The 19,300-nt window shown below is 64.0% G+C and carries 18 protein-coding genes; 9 read left to right on the forward strand and 9 right to left on the reverse strand.

The window, feature by feature from the left end; translation table 11 throughout:
* Positions 1-51: 51 nt before the first annotated feature.
* The 3 genes from P6U29_RS14365 to P6U29_RS14375 all read left to right on the forward strand — a co-directional run bounded on the left by P6U29_RS14365 (position 52) and on the right by P6U29_RS14375 (position 1,874).
* Positions 52-444 (forward strand): hypothetical protein, encoded by a 393-nt coding sequence (locus P6U29_RS14365; RefSeq protein WP_407118181.1) that lies wholly within the window; start codon positions 52-54, stop codon positions 442-444.
* A 469-nt stretch (positions 445-913) separates the two neighbouring features.
* Positions 914-1,744 carry an IS110 family transposase gene (locus tag P6U29_RS14370; RefSeq protein WP_407119327.1) on the forward strand — a complete coding sequence of 277 codons (831 nt, stop codon included), beginning with the start codon at positions 914-916 and terminating at the stop codon, positions 1,742-1,744.
* The gene (locus P6U29_RS14375; protein ID WP_407118182.1) at positions 1,725-1,874 is read left to right on the forward strand and encodes a hypothetical protein; all 150 of its coding nucleotides are present in this window, start codon (positions 1,725-1,727) and stop codon (positions 1,872-1,874) included. Before P6U29_RS14370 ends, P6U29_RS14375 begins: the two co-directional genes overlap by 20 nt.
* Before the next feature lie 776 nt (positions 1,875-2,650).
* On the opposite strand, the gene P6U29_RS14380 is transcribed toward P6U29_RS14375, so the two are convergent.
* Positions 2,651-3,817, reverse strand: coding sequence for an IS110 family transposase (locus P6U29_RS14380; protein WP_407112656.1), 1,167 nt, complete (start codon positions 3,815-3,817; stop codon positions 2,651-2,653).
* 145 nt (positions 3,818-3,962) lie between these two features.
* Entirely contained in the window at positions 3,963-4,373 is a 411-nt protein-coding gene (locus P6U29_RS14385; RefSeq protein ID WP_407118183.1) for a hypothetical protein, read from the reverse strand.
* Positions 4,374-4,403: 30 nt separating this feature from the next.
* Here P6U29_RS14385 and P6U29_RS14390 point away from each other — a divergent pair, with 30 nt between their 5' ends.
* From P6U29_RS14390 to uraD, 4 genes are all read left to right on the forward strand, one after another.
* The gene (locus tag P6U29_RS14390) at positions 4,404-4,685 is read left to right on the forward strand and encodes a hypothetical protein (RefSeq protein WP_407118184.1); all 282 of its coding nucleotides are present in this window, start codon (positions 4,404-4,406) and stop codon (positions 4,683-4,685) included.
* Between the two features lie 91 nt (positions 4,686-4,776).
* On the forward strand, positions 4,777-5,190 hold the full coding sequence (locus P6U29_RS14395; RefSeq protein ID WP_014493672.1) for a DUF3830 family protein: 414 nt from the start codon (positions 4,777-4,779) through the stop codon (positions 5,188-5,190).
* On the forward strand, positions 5,191-6,126 hold the full coding sequence (gene puuE, locus P6U29_RS14400) for an allantoinase PuuE (protein ID WP_407118185.1): 936 nt from the start codon (positions 5,191-5,193) through the stop codon (positions 6,124-6,126). It abuts the gene before it with no gap.
* Positions 6,127-6,130: 4 nt separating this feature from the next.
* Positions 6,131-7,018 carry a 2-oxo-4-hydroxy-4-carboxy-5-ureidoimidazoline decarboxylase gene (gene uraD / locus P6U29_RS14405; protein WP_407118186.1) on the forward strand — a complete coding sequence of 296 codons (888 nt, stop codon included), beginning with the start codon at positions 6,131-6,133 and terminating at the stop codon, positions 7,016-7,018.
* A gap of 179 nt (positions 7,019-7,197) precedes the next feature.
* Here uraD and P6U29_RS14410 read toward each other — a convergent pair whose 3' ends face one another.
* Complete coding sequence (locus P6U29_RS14410; RefSeq protein ID WP_407118187.1) at positions 7,198-9,924, reverse strand: molybdopterin-dependent oxidoreductase; 2,727 nt, start codon at positions 9,922-9,924, stop codon at positions 7,198-7,200.
* Positions 9,921-10,748, reverse strand: coding sequence for an FAD binding domain-containing protein (locus tag P6U29_RS14415; protein WP_407118188.1), 828 nt, complete (start codon positions 10,746-10,748; stop codon positions 9,921-9,923). The genes P6U29_RS14410 and P6U29_RS14415 overlap by 4 nt, the downstream gene beginning before the upstream one ends.
* A gap of 146 nt (positions 10,749-10,894) precedes the next feature.
* Here P6U29_RS14415 and P6U29_RS14420 point away from each other — a divergent pair, with 146 nt between their 5' ends.
* Positions 10,895-12,244 (forward strand): 8-oxoguanine deaminase, encoded by a 1,350-nt coding sequence (locus tag P6U29_RS14420; protein WP_407118189.1) that lies wholly within the window; start codon positions 10,895-10,897, stop codon positions 12,242-12,244.
* A gap of 110 nt (positions 12,245-12,354) precedes the next feature.
* Here the strand turns inward: P6U29_RS14420 and P6U29_RS14425 are convergent, their stop codons facing one another.
* The 4 genes from P6U29_RS14425 to P6U29_RS14440 form a co-directional block, all read right to left on the reverse strand.
* On the reverse strand, positions 12,355-13,431 hold the full coding sequence (locus P6U29_RS14425; RefSeq protein ID WP_407118190.1) for a BMP family ABC transporter substrate-binding protein: 1,077 nt from the start codon (positions 13,429-13,431) through the stop codon (positions 12,355-12,357).
* A 76-nt stretch (positions 13,432-13,507) separates the two neighbouring features.
* A complete protein-coding gene (locus tag P6U29_RS14430; RefSeq protein WP_407118191.1) occupies positions 13,508-14,425 on the reverse strand; it encodes an ABC transporter permease in 918 nt (305 codons plus the stop codon).
* Positions 14,412-15,503: an ABC transporter permease gene (locus tag P6U29_RS14435; RefSeq protein WP_407118192.1), complete on the reverse strand. Its 1,092-nt coding sequence runs from the start codon at positions 15,501-15,503 to the stop codon at positions 14,412-14,414. The genes P6U29_RS14430 and P6U29_RS14435 overlap by 14 nt, the downstream gene beginning before the upstream one ends.
* Positions 15,487-17,058 carry an ABC transporter ATP-binding protein gene (locus P6U29_RS14440; RefSeq protein ID WP_407118193.1) on the reverse strand — a complete coding sequence of 524 codons (1,572 nt, stop codon included), beginning with the start codon at positions 17,056-17,058 and terminating at the stop codon, positions 15,487-15,489. The genes P6U29_RS14435 and P6U29_RS14440 overlap by 17 nt, the downstream gene beginning before the upstream one ends.
* Positions 17,059-17,629: 571 nt before the next feature.
* On the opposite strand from P6U29_RS14440, the gene P6U29_RS14445 reads away from it, so the two are divergent.
* On the forward strand, positions 17,630-18,733 hold the full coding sequence (locus P6U29_RS14445) for a hypothetical protein (RefSeq protein WP_407118194.1): 1,104 nt from the start codon (positions 17,630-17,632) through the stop codon (positions 18,731-18,733).
* A 77-nt stretch (positions 18,734-18,810) separates the two neighbouring features.
* Here P6U29_RS14445 and P6U29_RS14450 read toward each other — a convergent pair whose 3' ends face one another.
* Complete coding sequence (locus P6U29_RS14450; protein WP_407118195.1) at positions 18,811-19,296, reverse strand: nucleoside deaminase; 486 nt, start codon at positions 19,294-19,296, stop codon at positions 18,811-18,813.
* Positions 19,297-19,300 lie beyond the last annotated feature (4 nt).

Genomic DNA, 19,300 nt, shown 5'->3' on the forward strand with positions numbered 1-19,300 from the left:
ACGTATGTGTTTGGGCGAAAACAGAGGAAGATCGAGATGAGTGATGCACCGATGATTTCCGTAGCCGGCCGCAACACGGTCCTGGCCGCGTTCGCAAGTGTGGCGCTGCTCGCCGCCTCCGTGTCGCCTTCAGCAGCGGCATCCCCAGGTTCGGCCCCGGCCGTGTCCGTGAAGGCTGCTGCGGCAGGTCAGGCTTCCGCCGACGTCACCGATTTCAGCGCCGCCCGACGTCGCCACTATTATCGACGCGGACCGAGCGCGGCAGGCCTCGCTTTTATGGGCGCCGCCGCGGGTATTATCGGCGGGGTGATCGCTGAGCAACGGCGCCGCGACTACTACGAGAACCGCTATTATTATGGCCCGCGTCCTTACTATGGTGGTCCGGGCTATTACGGCGGCAGTCCCTTTTACTACGATCCCGGCTACCGTTACGGGCCATATTGAACGGTCGTTTTCAACGGTGGCCGGATTGGATTGCGCGAAAAGGGCGGTGCCTTGTGCCGCCCTTTATTGATGCGTCGGCGTAGCCCGGATGGAGCGGAAGCGTAATCCGGGGCCACTCGCCCGGCATCTCGCACAGTCCCGGATTACGCTGGAGCTGCATCAGGGCTACCGCGTCTTGCTGTATCGCCCTCTGTCAATCCCACCGCGAGCCTCCTCGAAAACGTCCGTATCAATCGATGCTCGCGCTACCTTAACGCCTATGCGGCCTTCCCTGCGCCCTTGTGTCCCCGAAATCTGCCAGAATGTGGCAACGGGCGGTTGGATCAGAACCGCCCGTTGCCGGAACTGAGCCCGTTGCGCCCAAAGGCGACAGAGCCTGTTAAAGAGCAAGGGACAGCTCCGGTGTCTTCCTCAACCCGAACAGTTGCAAGGGCTGCGAGCCCGTACCAGGCAAGGAAGGGAGTGGATGATGACACAAGACGATCTGGTTGTCGTCGGCATCGATGTCGCCAAAGACAAGATTGATGCGTGCATTCGGACCGTAACGGAGCGGAAGACTTGCCCGACAACCGCGGCGGGGCGACGGAGCTTGATTGCATGGCTTCGCAAGCATCGGGTCGGCAAGGCAGTGATGGAGGCAAGCGGCGGCTACGAGCGGGTATGGGCCAAGGCGTTGCGCCAAGCCGGGCTGGAAGTACGGATCGTCGATCCCAAACGGGTTCGCCACTTTGCGGAATCGGCGGGACGCCTTGCTAAAAATGACAAGATCGACGCAGAGATGATCTCCTGGTTCGCCGAGACATTCAGCGAGGCTCCCAGCCAAGTCGACGATCCCGCTCACGAGGAGATGAAGGCACTGGTGAAGGGACGCCAAGGCCTGATCGACGTCAGGGCTCGCCTGGAAATGCAGAACGAGCATGAGGCGCCGGCCCTTGTTCGGAAGGCTCGCGCGCGTCTTCTTCAGAAGCTGGCTGACGAAATCGCCGCGATCGATACCGCGATCGCGGCGACGATCAAGACAACGCCGGACTTTGCCAAACGCGCCGAGATCATCCAGAGCGTACCAGGCTTTGCTGAGGGGACCGCAATGGCGCTGCTTGGAGGCGTACCGGAGTTGGGGCAGGTGAGCGACGAAGTTGTCGTCGCGTTGGTGGGCGTTGCTCCTTATGACGACGATAGCGGCAAACGTCGAGGTGAACGCTGCATCAAGGGTGGTCGCCGCTGGGTGCGGAACGCCCCTCTACATGCCCTGCATCGGCGCCGCGACGCTGAACAACCCGGTGTTCAAGGCCTTCTATGAGCGCCTGATTGCCAAGGGCAAGCCGCCAAAGGTCGCGATCGTCGCCTGCATGCGCAAGCTGATCGTCATCCTCAACACCATGATCGCTCGCGGCGAGACGTGGGATCCGAAGAAATACAGGTTGGCCTGACGAGCGCGCCTTCTCGTGCTCGGACCTCGGCCGAGCGCATGCCAAGCCAAAGACCGGCGTGCAGACGGGGTCAAGGCCGTCAGCCGCCGAAGGCGGGGGTGCGCCAGCACCAGCCTTGAGCCCGTCTGATCGCCGGTCTACTCCGACCCAGTTGCTCTTGGACAAGAGGAGCGAGAGATGACGCAAAGCTCGGGCGAAACAAGCCGCGAGGATGCGAACGCATGTCTGCGAGTAGAATGCGAATTTGAAAACGACGTCGGTTCACCTTGCTCCGTCATTGCGAGCGAAGCGAAGCAATCCAGAGTCTCTCCGCGACAGTCTGGATTGCTCACATGGGGATTTGATGTGTCAAGATTTATGGTCAGCTCTTTGTTCGATTGCAGGCCAGCTCTTCGTCCCGACCGCGGAACTTTTCGGATGGCGCGCGCAGATCAGGTCAAGACCGGCCCGTGAGGGCCGCCGCGAAGCGGCTTGGTCTTGACCTGAGCGAGCACGCCTTCAGGCTCGTTAGGTCGGGGCGTGAACTACTCCTATGGTTGGCGATCCAAGGGTCGAGCCGGTTTTGGCAATCTGGTTTGCATGCCAGATCAAACTCACATTCGGTCGTTGCGCGGTGGCGACTGCACCAACATTCCGCTTGCGGCGGGCAGGCTCGAGAGGACGAGACCCTTCTTCGTTACGGCGTTTGAAGCCATGCAATCCATCGGTTCGTCCACCCGGATCGGCCGAGGCTGATCAACCTCGGCGGATTGGTTTTGAGGCTGAGAGGCGTGGTGTCAGGCGCCGGGCTTCACCACGGCTCCCTCGATCACGACGCCGGCGGTCACGTATTTCCACAGGGCCACGAGCAGCTTGCGCGCCAGCGCCACGATTGTGCGCTTGCGGCCGCGCTGGCTGTTGGCCTTGAACCACTGGGTCAGAGCCGATTGAGGCTGGTGACGTATCCACAACCAGGCGAGCTGGATCATCGTGGTTCTCAGGCGCGGATTGCCGGCCTTCGACACGCCCTGCTCACGCTCAATGCCGCCACTGCGCCATGGCGTGGCCGCAAGACCGGCATAGGACGCAACCTGGCGGCGGTTGGTGAACTGACGGTGGAAGGCCTCCGACCAGAGAATGGCAGCAAAGTTCGGGCCCAGGCCCTTCAAGTCGAGCAGCATCGCGACCGGGTTCGATGCAGCCTTCTCGCCTGCTGGTCGGCTTGCAGCCAGCAATGCATCCTGCTCGCGCTCTACCGCCGCGATCTGGTCGAGCAGAAGTTCGAGCCGGTCGAGCTCGCGGCTGATCTGCGCCTTCAAATGCGCCGGCAGCAGCCGCCCGTCCCCCGTGCGCAAGGCCTCGAGCCGCGTCCGTCGATCGCGCCGCAGCGGCACGTAGTCGAATATCCCTTGCGCAAACAGAACACCCTTGATCCGGTTCACATGCACGATCCGCTCCGCGATCAAGGTCCGCCGCTCCCGGCAAAGCCTGCGGCGGTCCTCTTCTTCCGGAGAGGGGGCAACGACCATCGCGCAGACCCGTGGCTCGCCGCGCTTGTAGGCCAGAAGCGACCGCAACAGCGTCTCGCCGTCCAACCGGTCCGTCTTGGCCCGCCGGCGCCGGCGCGGCGTCGCGATCGAGGCCGGATCGACCACGTAGCTCTCGACGCCCTCCGACTGCAGAGTGCGGTGAAGCCAGAACCCATCCAGCCCCGCCTCCTGGATGGTGATGATCGGATAACTCTCGCCCGTTCGCGCCTGGGCCTTACGCTTCAGCGCTGCAAAGAGCTTCAAAAGCTCCGCAATAGCGCCGGCCTTCACGCTGTGTTTGGACATCTTCTCGCCCTTGCCGGGCGACAGCGATGTAACCAGCCATGTCGAACGGCTCAGTTCCAATGACACAAAAATTGCGCCAATCTGCGTCCGGATAGCGGCCAGTCCGTCGGAAAGATGATCGAGCAACATCGTTGTCTCCAGGTTGAGTGCTTCAGCAACCTCAGTCTGGCCTCAGACCCGGTCGCTATCCACTCCCCATGGAATCTTCGTCGCAAGGGCTCCTCGCAATGACGGTGTGGAAGCAGTCGGCGCTCGGTCGCCTACGCTCCCCACATCACCGTCCCGCTGGCGCCGACATCGCGCCGTTGACATAGCGCGACCAATCGGGGGCGGTCGGCCGCGGCGGCCAGAACGCGGCATTGGAGTCGCGGACCGATTGCGTGATGGGAGCGCGTTGCACCTTGCGGGCGTGGTGGCGGTCGCTTGCGGCGGCGGTCTGGACGACGGCGGCGACAATCAGCATGGCGCCGAGAATGGCGAAAATCTTTTGCATCGTTGTTTCTCCCGTGACGACGCTCCGGCTGTGAGAGATCTTGTCGTCGTCGCGGCTGACATGGCGATGGGCCTTTCCGAATATCAGCGGCGGCGCCATCACGATGGAGCGAGCAAATTTTTTGATCCCGGCTAAATATTCGGCAGCCAGCCCTCGGCCCCCGATGGACTTGCCCGCCGCAATCCGGTTCAATGGGACCAGCTGAGTTTCCAGGCGACAACAATGTCGAGATATCTGCTGGTCCTGTTGCTGTTCGCTTCGCCCGCGGCCGCGCAAGTCAAGATGACACCGAAGACCACTGCGGCGCATCCCGACCCCTGCGCGCCGATCGGGCGGACCGCGGACGGCAAGCTGGTCTATTCCATGAAATGCGAGAACCTGCCGGCGCCCCCCGCACCGCCGCCGCAGGCGGAACTGAAGGAGGCGCCGCCTGCGGCAGCCGCCGAGCCGGAGCCGGAGGTGCGGCGGAGCGGTATTTTCGGCTGGTCCTACGACCGCAGGTGATTGCGACTCCGCCCCTTGCGCGAAGCCCGATGGAGTGCTTTTGCTGAAGGTTCCCCGCGGGGCCTCCTAGCCCCCGATCCAGAGAGATGAGATGAGCAAACTCGTTATCCGCGCCGGCGATTTCACCTTCGATGCCCGTTTCGAGGAGCAACTGGCGCCCAAGACCGTGGCCGCCTTCCGCAAGGCGCTGCCGTTCGAAAGCCACATCATCCATGTTCGCTGGAGCGGCGAGGGCGTGTGGATGCCGCTCGGCGACCTCGATTTCGGCGTCGGCTATGAGAACCACACCAGCTATCCCGCGCCAGGCCAGATCATCCTGTACCCGGGCGGCATCAGCGAGACCGAGATCCTGCTCGCCTATGGCGGCGTGCATTTCGCGAGCAAGATGGGCCAGCTCGCCGGCAATCATTTCATCACGCTGACCTCGGGCCTGGAGAATCTGGCGACGCTCGGCAAGAGCGTGCTGTGGAAGGGCGCGCTGCCGATCCGCTTCGAGGAAGTCTGAGTGAGTGAGCCCCGCTACCCGCGCGATCTCCGCGGTTACGGCCGCAATCCGCCGCACCCGCAATGGCCAGGTGACGCGCGGATCGCGGTGCAGTTCGTCGTCAATTTCGAGGAGGGCGGCGAGAACAACATCCTGCACGGCGACCGCGCCTCGGAAGCGTTTCTGTCCGACGTGCTCGGCGCGCAGCCCTGGCCCGGCCAGCGCCATGCCAATATCGAATCCATGTTCGAATATGGCTCGCGCGCCGGCTTCTGGCGGTTGTGGCGGATGTTCAACGAGCGGAAGTGGCCGACCACGGTGTTCGGCGTCGCCACTGCGCTCAAGCGCAACCCCGAGATCGTCGCGGCGATGAAGGAGTCGGGCTGGGACATCGCGAGCCACAGCCTGAAATGGATCGAGCACAAGGACATGACGGAGGCGCAGGAGCGCGCCGAGATCGCGGAGTCCATTCGCGTCCACGCGGAGGCGACAGGATCGCGGCCGCTCGGCTGGTACACTGGGCGCTCCTCGATCAACACCAACCGCCTGCTGATGGAGGAAGGCGGCTTCCTCTATCTCTGCGACTCCTATGCCGATGATCTGCCCTATTGGGTGAAGGGACCAGGCGGCAAGCAGCTCATCATTCCCTATACGCTTGATGCCAACGACATGCGCTTCATCAACCCGCAGGGCTTTGCCGAAGGCGAGCAGTTCTTCACCTATCTGAAGGATGCCTTCGACGTGCTCTACGCGGAAGGGCAGACCGCGCCGAAGATGATGTCGGTGGGCCTGCACTGCCGCCTCGCTGGCCGGCCCGGCCGCGCGGCGGGCCTGATCCGCTTCCTAGACTATATCGGCAAGCATGAGCGCGTCTGGGTGCCGACGCGGTTGCAGATCGCGCAGCATTGGCACGACAAGCACGCGCATCTTGCCACCGACGCATTCGAGATCGGGTGAGACGATGTCGCAGATCTCGCTCGCCGATCTCAACGCTGCAAGCAAAGCCGATTTCGTCGCGGCGCTCGCCAACATCGTCGAATATTCGCCGTGGATCGCCGAGCAGCTCGCGGCAAAGCGGCCGTTTGCCGGCATCAACGAGTTGCACGCTGCGCTGATGGCGGCGATCCAGGGTGCCGAGCCGGACGTTCAGTTGGCGTTGATCCGGGCGCATCCCGATCTCGCCAACAAGACCCAGCGCGCCGCGGGCCTCACGGCGGAATCGACCGACGAGCAGAACAGCGCCGGACTCGACCGGCTGTCGGAGGCAGAATATGCGGCGTTCGAGCGTGCCAACAATGCCTACCGCGACAAGTTCGGTTTCCCCTATATCGTCTGCGTGCGCCGTCACACCAAGGATTCCGTGCTGCGCGACTTCGAGACGCGGCAGCCCAACATCGTCAAGACCGAGATAAGGCGCGCGATCGAGGAGATCGGCCGCATCTCGGCGCTGCGGCTGGATCAGCTCGTCATTGCGGACGACCGGCTGAAGGTGCACGGCCGGCTCTCGACCCATGTGCTGGACAATCACATTGGCAAGCCCGCGTCAGGCATCCCGATTGAACTCGTGGAGCTTGCGAGTCTTGGCGAGAACCGCGTCATCGCGCGCGCGGTGACCAACACCGACGGCCGCACCGATCAGCCGCTGATCGGCGGGCGTCCGCTGCCGATCGGCCGTTACGAGCTCCGATTCCGCGTTGCCAAATATTATGCCGAGCGCAATGTGCCGCTGTCGGACCCGCCATTCCTCGACGAGATCCCGCTGCGCTTTGCGATCAGCGAGCCGGAGGCACACTATCACGTGCCGTTGCTGGTCACGCCCTGGAGCTATTCGACCTATCGCGGCAGTTAGAGCATGTAGGTTCGGCGACTGTTCGTGGTTCACCTCTCCCCGACGGGGAGAGGTCGGATTGCGCAGCAATCCGGGTGAGGGGCTGCGGCGTTCAGTGAGACCTGAACCCCTCACCCGGACCGCATCTTCGATGCGCTCCGACCTCTCCCTACGGGAGAGGTGAACCGAACCATGCCGCTCTAACCACCAAACCTGTCGAGCAGAGCCGGAAACAGCCGGTCCGGCTTGAAGGGCGGCGCGGTGAAGCGGATGCCGGTGGCATCGGCAATGGCGTTGCCGAGCGCGGCGGCGACCGGATTGTATGGGCTCTCGCTCATCGACTTTGCGCCCAGCGGTCCGATCGTGTCGGACGTCTCGGCGAAGAACACCTCCGTGCGCGGAACGTCGGCGAAGGAGGGCAGGTGATAGTCGCGGAATTTCGGGTTGATGACGCGGCCGTCCGCATCGATCACCATCTCCTCATAGAGCGCGGCGCCGAGCGCCTGCGCCACGCCGCCTTCGACCTGACCGCGGCACTGCATGGGATTGGCGACGACGCCCGCGTCCGCGGCGTGCACGCTCCTGAGAATCCTGAGCTCGCCGGAGCCCTTATTCACCGCAACGCGAAAACCCTGCACGTTGAAACCGACCGAACGCGGCGTGCCGTTCGAGCTACCGGTGCCCGCGAGCGGCTGCCCGCGTTCGCGCGCGAGCTTCGCCAGTTCCGTAAACGGCATCCGCCGCACCCCGCTGACGACAGCCTCGCCTTCGAGCACGCAGGTGTCCACGTCGCAGAGCCACGCATCAGCGGCCGCCGCCCTCAGCTCGGTCGCAAGCTGCGCAGCTGCCGCATGCGTCGCCTTGCCCGCGACGAAGGTGCCGGCGCTGCCATAGGCGCCGGTGTCGTGGCCGCCATGGGCAGTGTCGGACTGACGCAGACGGATTCTCTCGACCGTGGTCGCCAGCGTGGTTGCGGCGATCTGGAGGTGCACGGTACTGGTGCCGTTGCCGAACTCGGCGGTGCCGACTGTCAGGTCGAAGCTGCCGTCGTGGTTGAGCGTGATCATCGCATCCGCGATGTGGCCGGCCGGCGGCACGGTGTCGATCATGGTCAGCGCGATGCCGTCACCGACCAGCCATTCGGGCGACAGCTCGGGGTGCGGGCCATCAGCCTGCATCGCGCGCTCGACGAGGTCGAGGCATTGGTCGAGCCCATAGGAGCCATAGAGCACGTCGTGATATTCGGACGGCGGAGGCGACAGCATGGGATCGCCGGGCTTGATGATGTTGCGCCGGCGCATCTCGTAGGGGCTGATGCCGAGCTGCTTCGCCAGCTCGTCGATCGCGGCTTCCACCGCGATCAGCGCCTGCGGCAGGCCATAGCCGCGAAACGCACCCGCCGGCACCGTGTTGGTGTAGACGGCGTAACCGTCGACCCGCTTGTTCGGGCAATTGTAGACGGCGATGGACTCGGCCAGCGCGTGGAACATCACGGGGCCGGCATGATTGCCGTAGGCGCCGGTATTGGAGAGCACGTCGAGCTGGAGCGCGGTGAGCTTGCCATCGGCGTCCGCGCCCGCCTTGATGTGGACCCGCATCGGATGCCGCGTCGAGGTCGCGATGAACTGCTCCTCGCGGGTGAGCTCCAGCTTCACCGGCCGCCCGGTCCTCAGCGCAGCAAGCGCCAGGATGTCCTCGACGAACATCTCCTGCTTGCCGCCGAAGCCGCCGCCGACGCGTTCGCAGAACACGCGGACTTTGTCCATCGGCAGCTTGAAAATGTCGGACAGTGCGCGCCGGGTCAGGAACGGCACCTGCGTCGAGGTGCGGACGTTGAGAATGCCCGCATCATCGAGCCAGGCGAGCCCGCCGTGCGTCTCCAGTGCGGCGTGCTGCACCCGGTGACTGTGGAAGGTCGCCTCGTAGGTGACGGCGGAGGTGGCGAGTGCTGCGGCTACATCGCCGAACTCGCCATGCGTCTCCGCCGCGAGGTTACGCTGGGGATCCGCGATGCGGTTGGCGGTGGTGCGATCGGGATGAAGGACGGGCGCACCCGGTGCCATCGCCTGCTCGGGATCGATCAGCGCCGGCAGGATCTCGTACTCCACCTTGATCCGCCGGCCCGCCTCCTCGGCTGCGGCTTCAGTCTCGGCGACGACGGCGGCAACTTTCTGGCCGATGAAGCGGACCACGTCGTCGAGGATGCGGGTGTCCTCGGGGTCCATCCAGTCCTTTTCGTGGCGCGCGGTCGAGATCAGCACCGATGGCGCATCCTCATGCGTCAGCACCGCGTGCACGCCGGGAACGCGAAGGGCTTCCGACGTGTCGATCGCGACGATCCTCGCATGCGCATGAGGCGAGCGCAGCAGCTTGATCTGGAGCAGGCCCTCGACCTCGGTGTCGAACGTATAGCGTGCCTTGCCGCGCACGATGTCGGGACCCGCGGGCGCCGGCAGGCTGCGGCCAAATGCAGCGCCGGTCTCGACGATCACCTCGACATTGGTGTTGCCGAGGATCGCATCCTCGATCGAACGATAACCGGTGCAGCGGCAGATGTTGCCCTTCAACGCGGTGCCGAGATCGGTGCGCTGCGCCTGGTTCAGCGAGGCGCAGGTCAGGATCATGCCGGCGGTGCAGAAGCCGCATTGAAAGCCCTGCGCGTCGAGGAAGGCTTGCTGCATCGGATGGGCGCCGTGGTCGCCGCCAAGACCTTCGATCGTGGTGACGGCATGACCTTCGGCGCGGAACGCTGGGATCAGGCAACTATGCACCGGCTCGCCGTCGAGCAGCACGGTGCAGGCGCCGCAATCACCGGCATCACAGCCCTTTTTCACGCCGAAATGGCCGAGCTCGCGCAGGAACGTGCGCAGGCATTGCCCGGCGCGTGGCTCCTGAGAAAACGCCTTGCCGTTGACCTCGAAGCTCATGGCCGCGTCGCTCCCATGAGTTCGCCGCGAATTTCCTCGGCTAACCGAAGCGTCATGTGCTTGCGCCAGAGCGGCTTGCCATGGATATCCGTGTGGTACAGGTCGTCCGTGATCTGCTGCATGAGCGCGGTACGAAGCGCGCTCGCGTCCGGGGCTTTGCGAAAGAGGAGCTGGATCGGCCGCACCGTCGACGCGGTGACTGTGAGTGTCAGCGTATCATCGGCTTCGAGACTTCCGATCAGCAGTGCTGCCGAGCGGCCGACAGGCGCCAGCGAGATCTGGCGAAAGGCGGTGCGGCGCTTCAGTGCGACAATCGGGACATCGATCTGCCGGAGCAGGTCGCCCGGCGTCAGGCGATTGCGCTGGTTGCCGGTGACGAAATCGACCACGGGAAGCCTCTGTTCACCGCCGTTGGCCTTCCAGATGGTGCAGACTCCATCGAGCGCGGCGGTGAGCGAGATCATCGGTCCCGCCGGCAGGGACATGCAGAGATTGCCGCCGACCGTTGCCGCCTTCCAAATCTTGAACGAAGCAAGGAAGGCGCGGCAGCACTGGTTGATCAGCGGTGCCGCGAGCCAATCGGACGGGCAGGCGAGTCCATCGAGCTCTGCGATGGTGCAAGTGGCGGCGATGCGGAGGTGGCTCTCGGTGAGTGTCAGCGCCGGCCATTTCAGATCGGTGAGATCGATCAGACGTGTCAAATGCGCTTGCGGCTCCGAGAACAGCCAAGTGCCGCCTGCGAGCCAAGCATCACCTGCCGTCCAAACGGGCAGCTGCGCGCGCGTTTGCGGATGAGCGACCGCTGTGATGGTATTCAAGTCCATGGCTGCGCCAACCCTTCCGCCGGCTGAATGGTCGAGAGAAAGTGTTGCAAGACGGGAGCCAAGTGGCAACAACAAGTCGGAGCGAGGAGGCAGTCGTCCTCCGCCTTCCAGGCCTGCCGTCAGCGGGTGTGAGGAGAAGCAGGATCATGAGTGACACAAGTCCGACCTGGATCAGGGATCCCCTGGCCATCCTCGCCGACCGTGCGGAGCGCGGCATCGTGGTGAAGGACGGCCGGATCGTCGAGCTCGTGCCGGCCGGCGGTGTGCCCGCAACCGCTGATGTCGCGGTGTTCGACGCGGGCGAACACGTTGTGCTGCCGGGCCTGATCAACACCCATCATCATTTCTACCAGACGCTGACGCGGGCGCTGCCGGCCGCGATGGACCGCGAGCTGTTCCCCTGGCTTCAGGCGCTCTATCCGGTGTGGGCGCGGCTGACGCCGGACGCGCTCGAGCTCGGCGTCACCGTGGCGATGTCCGAGCTGCTGCTCTCCGGCTGCACCACCACGACCGATCACCACTATGTTTTCCCGGCCGGACTCGAAGACGCCGTCGATATTGAGGTGGCGGTGGCGAAGCGCCTCGGCGTTCGGGTGTTGCTCACGCGCGGCTCGATGAACCTGTCGCAGCGCGATGGCGGCCTGCCGCCCGACAGCGTGGTGCAGGACGAGGACACCATCCTTGCCGACAGTGCGCGCGTGGTCGCAAAGTATCACCAGCGCGGTCTGGATGCGATGGTGCAGATCGCGCTGGCGCCGTGCTCGCCGTTCTCGGTGACGACCTCGCTGATGCGCGCGACCGCCGATCTCGCCGACAAGCTCGACGTGCGCCTGCACACCCATCTCGCCGAGACCGAGGACGAGAACGGATTCTGCGAGCAGATGTATGGCTGCCGCCCGCTCGACTATCTCGAGCAATGCGGTTGGCTCAACGCGCGAACCTGGCTCGCCCACGGCATCTTTTTCAACGAGAACGAAATCAAGCGGCTCGCCGAGGCGAAGACGACCATCAGCCATTGCGCGTGCAGCAACCAGCTGCTGGCGTCCGGCTGTTGCCCGGTATGCGATATGGAAGAGGCCGGCGTCGGGATCGGCATCGGGGTCGACGGCTCTGCCTCGAACGACGGATCGAACCTGATGCAGGAGCTGCGCGCGGCCTTCCTGCTGCAGCGGGCGCGCTACGGGGTAACGAAGGTCAGCCACAAGGATGCGCTGCGCTGGGCCACCAAGGGCTCGGCGGCCTGCGTCGGCCGTCCCGAGCTCGGCGAGATCGCCGTCGGCAAGGCGGCGGACCTGGCGCTATTCAAGCTCGACGAGCTGCGCTTCTCGGGCCATGGCGATCCGCTTGCCGCCCTGGTGCTTTGCGGGGCGCATCGCGCCGACCGGATGATGGTGGCCGGAAAATGGGCGGTGATCGATGGCGCGATCCCGGGCCTCAATGTCACAGACCTCATCCGCCGCCACAGTTCGGCGGCGCGGGCCATGCAGGCCAGATAGTCAGGCCGAAAATTGAAAGAGGGGGCGACCACAAGTGCCGGGTGCTTCTGGCCACCCCCTCCGAACCTCCTCCGGGAGGAGCAGGTGATTTAGCCGATGCAAGAAGCGTGCTACTTGCCCGGCAGCTTGTCGTCGATGCCTTTCACATAGAAATTCATGCCGAGGATCTGGCCGTCGTCGAGGTGATCGCCGCCCTTGCACTCGACCGGCTTGCCATCCTGCCCAACGATCGGGCATTTGAACGGATGCAGCTTGCCCGCGGTGATCGCGGCCTGGGCATCCTCGGCCATCTTTTTCACATCGTCAGGCATGTTGGTGTAGGGCGCCATCGCGAACATGTGGCTGTCGAGGCCGCCCCAGGTGTCCTCGGACTTCCATGTGCCGGCGAGTTCGGCCTTGACGCGCTCGATGTAGTAGGGGCCCCAGGTATCGAGGATCGAGGTCAGCTGGGTCTTGGGCCCGAACTTGATCATCTCGGAATCCTGGCCGAAGGCGAGCTTGCCGCGTTCGCTGGCAATCTGCATCGCCGCTGGCGAATCCGTGTGCTGCATGATGACGTCGGCGCCCTGGTCGATCAGCGCCTTGGCGGCGTCGGCCTCCTTGCCCGGATCGAACCAGGTGTTGGCCCAGATGATCTTGACCTTGATGTTCGGGTTGATGGTCTGCGCCGCAAGCATCGTGGCGTTGATGCCGGAGACGACCTCCGGAATCGGGAACGAGCCGATATAGCCGAGCACGCCCGACTTCGACATCTTGGCCGCGATCAGGCCTTGAATGTAGCGGCCCTGATACCATTTCGCCGAATAGGTCGACATGTTCGGGTTGCGCTTGTAGCCGGTGGCGTGCTCGAAATGCACGTTCGGATATTTCTTGGCGACCTTCAGCGTCGGATCCATGTAGCCGAACGACGTGGTGAAGATCAGCTTGTTGCCGGCGCGGACCAGTTGCTCAATCGAGCGCTCGGCGTCGGGCCCTTCGGGCACGTTCTCGAGATAAGTGGTCTCGATCTTGTCGCCCAATTCCTTCACCAGCGCCTGACGCGCGAGGTCGTGCTGATAAGTCCAGCCGAGATCTCCGATCGGACCCAAATAGATGAAACCGACCTTCAGCTTGTCGGCGGCGGAGGCTGCACTGACGCTGCCGGCAAGCAAGAGCCCGGCAGCCAGTGCAAGAAGTGATTTCCTCATCATCAATCTCCAACATCAGGGGAAAGCCACGATCCGCAACGCGCGCGCCCCATCGCGTACGCCGCGGAAACGAAATTCACCGGTCGGGCACGAACACCGTGCCGAGCGCGGCCGGCGCGGTCGAGCCGCCGCTGCGTGCGCGGGAGAGCAGGACCAGCACGATGACGGTCGCAAGGTAAGGCAGCGCCGACATGAATTGCGAGGGAATGCCGACGCCCCAGCCCTGCGCATGCAATTGCAGGATCGTCACCGCACCGAAAAGATAGGCGCCGACCACGAGCCGGCCCGGCCGCCAGGACGAGAACACGACCAGCGCCAGCGCGATCCAGCCGCGGCCGGCGGTCATGCCGGGAATGAAGAATGGCGTATAGGCGAGCGGCAGATAGGCCCCCGCAAGACCCGCGCAGGCGCCGCCGAACATCACTGCGAAGGTGCGGATGCGCAGCACGGGATAGCCGAGTGCATGCGCGGAGACGTGATTGTCACCGCAGGCGCGCAGGATCAATCCCGCCCGCGTGCGGTACAGGAACCACCAGACGCCAACGATCAGCGCGACCGAGAAATAGACGAAGCCGTCCTCGCCGAACAGCACGCGGCCGATCAGCGGAATGTCGGTCAGGCCGGGAATAGAGAGGTGCACGGCCGGTGTAATGCGCTCGCCAACGAAGCCGGCGCCGATCAGGCCTGAGAGCCCGATGCCGAGGATGGTCAGTGCGAGACCGGTCGCGACTTGGTTGACGGCGAGCCCGAGCGCCATCAGCGCGAAGACGAGCGACATCAGCGTGCCCGCAATGATGCCGAACAGCGCGCCGACCAGAATCGATCCGGTCAGCCACGCGCCGGCAAAGCCGCAGGCCGCACCGACGATCATCATGCCCTCGACGCCGAGATTGAGCACGCCGGAACGCTCGGTCACGAGCTCGCCGGTCGCCGCAATCAGCAGCGGCGTCGACGCGGCGAGCACCGCGAGGATGATGGCTTCAACCAGCTCCACGGGTCACCTGTCGGTTCGGGAAGACGAGCTTGAAGCGGTACAGGATCAGGGAGTCGCAGGCGAGCACGTAGAACAGCAGAATGCCCTGAAAGACCTTGGTGACGTCCAACGGAATCTTCATCGCGATCTGAGCCTGCTCGCCGCCGATAAAGGTCAATGCGAGGAAAAGGCCTGCAATTAATATTCCAAGCGGGTTCAACCGGCCGAGGAAGGCGACGATGATCGCGGTAAAGCCGTAGCCCGGTGAGATGCCCGGCTGGAGATGCCCGACTGGACCTGCCACCTCGATGATGCCGGCAAGCCCGGCCAGCGCGCCGGAGACCGCGAACGTCAGGATGATCAGCTGGTTGGCATTGAAGCCGCCGAACCGTGCGGCACGCGGCGCCACGCCGACCACGCGGATCTCAAAACCCTTGATGGTGCGCCCGAGCAGGATTGCGGCTGCCGCCACAACGAGCAGTGCGATGACCGAGCCGAGATGCAGCCGGCCGCCTTCGATCAGCAGCGGCACTGTCGCCACCGGATCGAATTCAGCGGTGGTCGGGAAGTTGAAGCCGTGCGGATCGCGCCAGGGACCGCGCACGAGATAGTCGAGGAAGAGGTCGGCGATATAGACGAGCATCAGGCTGGTCAGGATTTCGCTGGCGCCGAACTTGACCTTGCAGATCGCCGGGATCAACGCATAGAGCGCGCCCGCTGCGGCGGCGAGCACGAGCATGGCCGGCAGCACCCAGGCGCCGGCGTCGGTGCCTTGCGTCTTCACTGCAATCCAGCTTCCGGCCACGGCGCCGATCAGGAATTGCCCTTCAGCGCCGATGTTCCAGGCATTGGCGAGATAGCAGAGCGACAGGCCGATTGCGATCATCACCAGCGGCGTTGCCTTCACCGCGATCTCCTGGAGCGAATAGCCGTCGGTCAGTGGCGCAATGAAATAGGCGTGCAGGGCAAGCAGCGGATTCTTGCCGAGGATCGCGAACAGGATCACCATGGTCACGATCGTGAGGCCAATCGCGATCAGTGGGGACACGAGTGCGATCGTGCCAGAGCGCTCGGCGCGCTTTTCAAGGACCAGCTGCATGCGCGACCTCCCTCGGCTCCAGGCTGCTGCCGCCCATGAGAAGGCCGAGCTTTTCGCGCGTCGCCTCTCTGGCGGCGAGCGGAGCCGACAGTTTGCCGTGGAACATCACGGCGATGCGGTCGGCGATCTCCGCGAGTTCGTCGAGGTCCTGGCTGGTCACGAGGACGGCGGCGCCTGCGGTTGCGAGATCAAGCAGCGCCTGACGGATGACGGCGGCAGCGCCGGCGTCGACGCCCCAAGTTGGCTGGCTCACCACCAGCACCGCAGGATTACGCAGGATCTCGCGACCGACGATGAATTTCTGCAGATTGCCACCGGACAGGCTTGCCGCTTCCGGATCGCGTTTGGCCTTGCGGACGTCGAAGGTCTCTGTCGCGCGGTCGACGGTGTTCAGCGTGGCCGCAGTATCGATGAAGCCGCGCCGGACCATGCCGCTCGCGGCGTGCCCGGTGAGTAGCGCGTTCTCCGACAGCTTCATGCGCGGCGCGGTGCCGTGGCCGAGACGCTCCTCGGGCACGAAGGCCGCGCCCAGCTTGCGCCGCTGGGTGATCGAGAGATGACCGGCGGCAATGCCTTCGATCACCACCGTTCCGGGATCCTTCGCGAGGCGCTCGCCGGAGAGCGCGGCGAACAATTCGTCCTGGCCGTTGCCGGCGACGCCGGCGATGCCGAGGATCTCGCCACCCTTGAGTTCGAACGAAATATGCTCGAGTCGCACGCCATGCGCTTCGCTGGGGGCCAGCGAGAGATCGTTGACGACGAGCCGCGGCACGGTGGTCTTGCGGCCGGATACGGCCTTCACTTCCTTGATCTCCCCGCCGACCATCATCCGTGCGAGCGAGGCCGCGGTCTCGAGCCTGGGGTTGCAGGTCTCGACTTTCCTGCCGCCGCGCAAGATCGTCGCTGTGTCGCAGAGCCGCTTTACCTCCTCCAGCTTGTGGCTGATGTAGAGGATGGCGCGGCCTTCGGCCTTGAGCCGCTCCAGCACGATGAAGAGCTGGTCGGCCTCCTGCGGGGTCAGCACCGCGGTGGGCTCGTCCAGGATCAGGAATTTGGGATCCTGCATCAAGGCGCGGACGATCTCGATGCGCTGGCGCTCACCGACGGAGAGTTGCCAGACCTCTCGTTTGGGATCGAGCGGTAGACCGTAAATCTTCGATACCTGCTCCAGCCGGGCCGACATGTCCTTGAAGGATTCCTTGCCGTCGAGGCCGAGCGCGACGTTCTCGGCGACCGTCAGATTGTCGAACAGCGAGAAATGCTGGAACACCATGCCGATGCCACGGCTGCGTGCTTCGGACGGACCGGACAGCACGATCCGTTGGCCCTGCCAGCGAATCTCGCCGGCGCTGGGCTGGATCAGCCCGTAGATCGCCTTGACCAGCGTCGACTTGCCGGCGCCGTTCTCGCCGAGCAGGGCGTGGACTTCCCTCGGCCAGATGTCGATGTCGATGGAATCGTTGGCGAGAAAATCGCCATAACGCTTGGTGAGGCCAATGGTCCTCAGGAGCGGGGACTCGCCGGAATGCTGGCCGTTGGGCGTCGGATCTAACATTCGCTGATGCGCTTGCATGGGTGAAGTGCCTCAATACTGGGCCAGTTTGAACCGCGGCGTAAGATGTGAAAAAGCATCATCCCTTGCTCAACGCTTCGGCAGGCGATCGGCCCATCAGTCGTCATCGATTCTGAGCGACCACCTCCGCAAACGGCACCTGGACTGCGGGAGCGATAGCGCCGGCAAGCGGTGTGTCTGTTGCAAATTTGTGACGGTCCAAGCCAAATCGGAACCCGCTGTGCAGACCTGACGCCATGTTGAGCACTGACGCGTCGGTCCGTTCATCGGCTTGGAGCGCAGCGGTAGCGACAGCTGCTCGAATCCGGAATCGCATCCGGCGCGATCCAGAAAATCCGAATAAAAACAATCAGGGAATGTTCGGCAACAGTGATCCTTGCCTCCGGTGCTCGCTTCCTGCGGGACTCCGCAATCTCGATCATGAGTCGTCGCGTCCTGCCGAAACAAGCGGCACGCCATGTGAAAAGTTGAGGCTTCTCACCCCGAGAGATCGGCGCAAATGTCGCACCCAGGGGCGCGCATTTTTTCTTGCCCAAACGAGGGGGTATTCAGGATGTTGTTTCGTTATACGGCAGTGGCAGCAGCGGCGCTGTCACTTGCCACGCTGGCCACCGGTGGCCCAGCTCAGGCGGCGGATCTGCCGGTCAAGGCGGCCAAGAAGGCTTCGGAGCTTCCGTTCTTCCTGGTGATCGATAATCGCGTCACATTCTCATACATCTTCAACGCTTCGCAGCCCGGCGCGTGGTCATTCCGGCCAGATGGGTCGATCGACAGCAAGACCACCAAGCAGGTCTATTCCTTCACTCATTTCGACCTCTGGGCGTACGGCACGAACTTCTTCACCATCTCCATGTTCAAGTCGGATCACAATGATCCGGCCGGGCCATGCACCAATGCGGGGACGATCTTCGGCGCGCCGGCATCCTGCGCCGGTGCGACCGAAATCTATGGCTTGTTCCGCTCGACCTTCGGCTGGAACGAGCTCTTCGACACCAAGGCTTTCACCGCGGGGCCGCTGCACAACATCTCGTTCGAGGTCGGCATGGACGCCAATACCGAGAACCGGTATTTCGGCGCTGCCAAGCGCGACGTCGTCGGCGGTCTGCAGTTTGCATTCGATCTGCCCTACAAGGGGTACATCAACGTCGCGCCGCTGGTCTATTGGGAGTTCGCCAACCACAATTCCTTCAGCCAATGCGGCCTGTTCGGTCCAGGCGTTCCCGGCGTCACGTGCCTTGCGGACGGCAACACGTCGTTCAAGCCAACCTGGGCTGTCGAGGTCAATTACTACATGGACCTCGGCTTCCTGCCGCCGAACATGCAGTATTTCTCGATCAGCGGCCGCGCCGGCTGGTACGGCAAGAAGGGCACCGACACCGAGCCGCTTCCCTACAGCCCGGCGAATGGCGTCTACAACACCGCGGTCGAGTTGAATTCGGAGCCCATCCGTTTGACCTTCGATGCTTCGAAGGCGGCCTGGGGTGACAAGTACTCGCACTTCGTGGACGTCTGGGTGGCCTACCGCTACTGGCAGAACAAGTTCGGTCTCGATCACAACCTTGCGGTCGGCTGTACCACGGCCGTCGGTGGCCGGACGGTGAGCACCGGCTCCTGCACCGAGTCCTCGCTCTACTCCGGTATCACCGTGAAGTTCTGACCGCCTGACGCTCTGCAGGTGAAAGACGATGGCGCCGCGCCAAGCCTCCGCGGCGTCATCTCCTTTTGAATGGGCTGCTACTTCGTCCAAGCGCCGTCGTGCAGCGCTTCAGCCTCCTTTTCAAGCAGCGGGCCGACGACCTCCGTCGGCCGCTGGCCGCTGGCAAAGACCTCGCGGCACGGCAGGTCGAGGGTCGGGTTCTCGGGATGGTTGCCGGTGATGCCGCGCAGGCGATGCTCGCTGAGGCCATAAACGACGCGGCCGATGCCGGCCCAGTAGATCGCGCCTGCACACATCGCGCAGGGTTCGGCTGACGAATAAAGCGTGGCTTTCGCCAGCGCCTCGCGGCTGAGAGTGCGGCAGGCCTGCGTGGCCGCGAGCCGTTCGGCATGTGCGGTGCCGTCATGATCCGGCATGTAGCCGTTCTCGCTCTCGATGAGCACCTTGCCGTCGGCCGCGACAACGATGCAGCCGAAGGGATGATTGCCATGGGTGAGCGAGCGGCGAGCGACCGCGAAGGACAAACGCAAAAAGTGCTCGTCACCCTCGGATGCGCCGTCCATCGCT

Source organism: Bradyrhizobium sp. LMG 9283, from assembly GCF_045571415.1.
Taxonomy (GTDB): Bacteria; Pseudomonadota; Alphaproteobacteria; order Rhizobiales; family Xanthobacteraceae; genus Bradyrhizobium.

Coding starts and splice junctions, on each gene's coding strand:
- P6U29_RS14365 (WP_407118181.1), top strand. CDS start 52: ATGATTTCCGTAGCCGGCCGCAACACGGTCCTGGCCGCGTTCGCAAGT.
- P6U29_RS14415 (WP_407118188.1), bottom strand. CDS start 10,748: ATGGACTTGAATACCATCACAGCGGTCGCTCATCCGCAAACGCGCGCG.
- uraD (WP_407118186.1), top strand. CDS start 6,131: ATGTCGCAGATCTCGCTCGCCGATCTCAACGCTGCAAGCAAAGCCGAT.
- P6U29_RS14380 (WP_407112656.1), bottom strand. CDS start 3,817: ATGTTGCTCGATCATCTTTCCGACGGACTGGCCGCTATCCGGACGCAG.
- P6U29_RS14410 (WP_407118187.1), bottom strand. CDS start 9,924: ATGAGCTTCGAGGTCAACGGCAAGGCGTTTTCTCAGGAGCCACGCGCC.
- P6U29_RS14435 (WP_407118192.1), bottom strand. CDS start 15,503: ATGCAGCTGGTCCTTGAAAAGCGCGCCGAGCGCTCTGGCACGATCGCA.
- P6U29_RS14440 (WP_407118193.1), bottom strand. CDS start 17,058: ATGTTAGATCCGACGCCCAACGGCCAGCATTCCGGCGAGTCCCCGCTC.
- P6U29_RS14395 (WP_014493672.1), top strand. CDS start 4,777: ATGAGCAAACTCGTTATCCGCGCCGGCGATTTCACCTTCGATGCCCGT.
- P6U29_RS14425 (WP_407118190.1), bottom strand. CDS start 13,431: ATGAGGAAATCACTTCTTGCACTGGCTGCCGGGCTCTTGCTTGCCGGC.
- P6U29_RS14420 (WP_407118189.1), top strand. CDS start 10,895: ATGAGTGACACAAGTCCGACCTGGATCAGGGATCCCCTGGCCATCCTC.
- P6U29_RS14450 (WP_407118195.1), bottom strand. CDS start 19,296: ATGGACGGCGCATCCGAGGGTGACGAGCACTTTTTGCGTTTGTCCTTC.
- P6U29_RS14445 (WP_407118194.1), top strand. CDS start 17,630: ATGTTGTTTCGTTATACGGCAGTGGCAGCAGCGGCGCTGTCACTTGCC.
- P6U29_RS14390 (WP_407118184.1), top strand. CDS start 4,404: ATGTCGAGATATCTGCTGGTCCTGTTGCTGTTCGCTTCGCCCGCGGCC.
- P6U29_RS14370 (WP_407119327.1), top strand. CDS start 914: ATGACACAAGACGATCTGGTTGTCGTCGGCATCGATGTCGCCAAAGAC.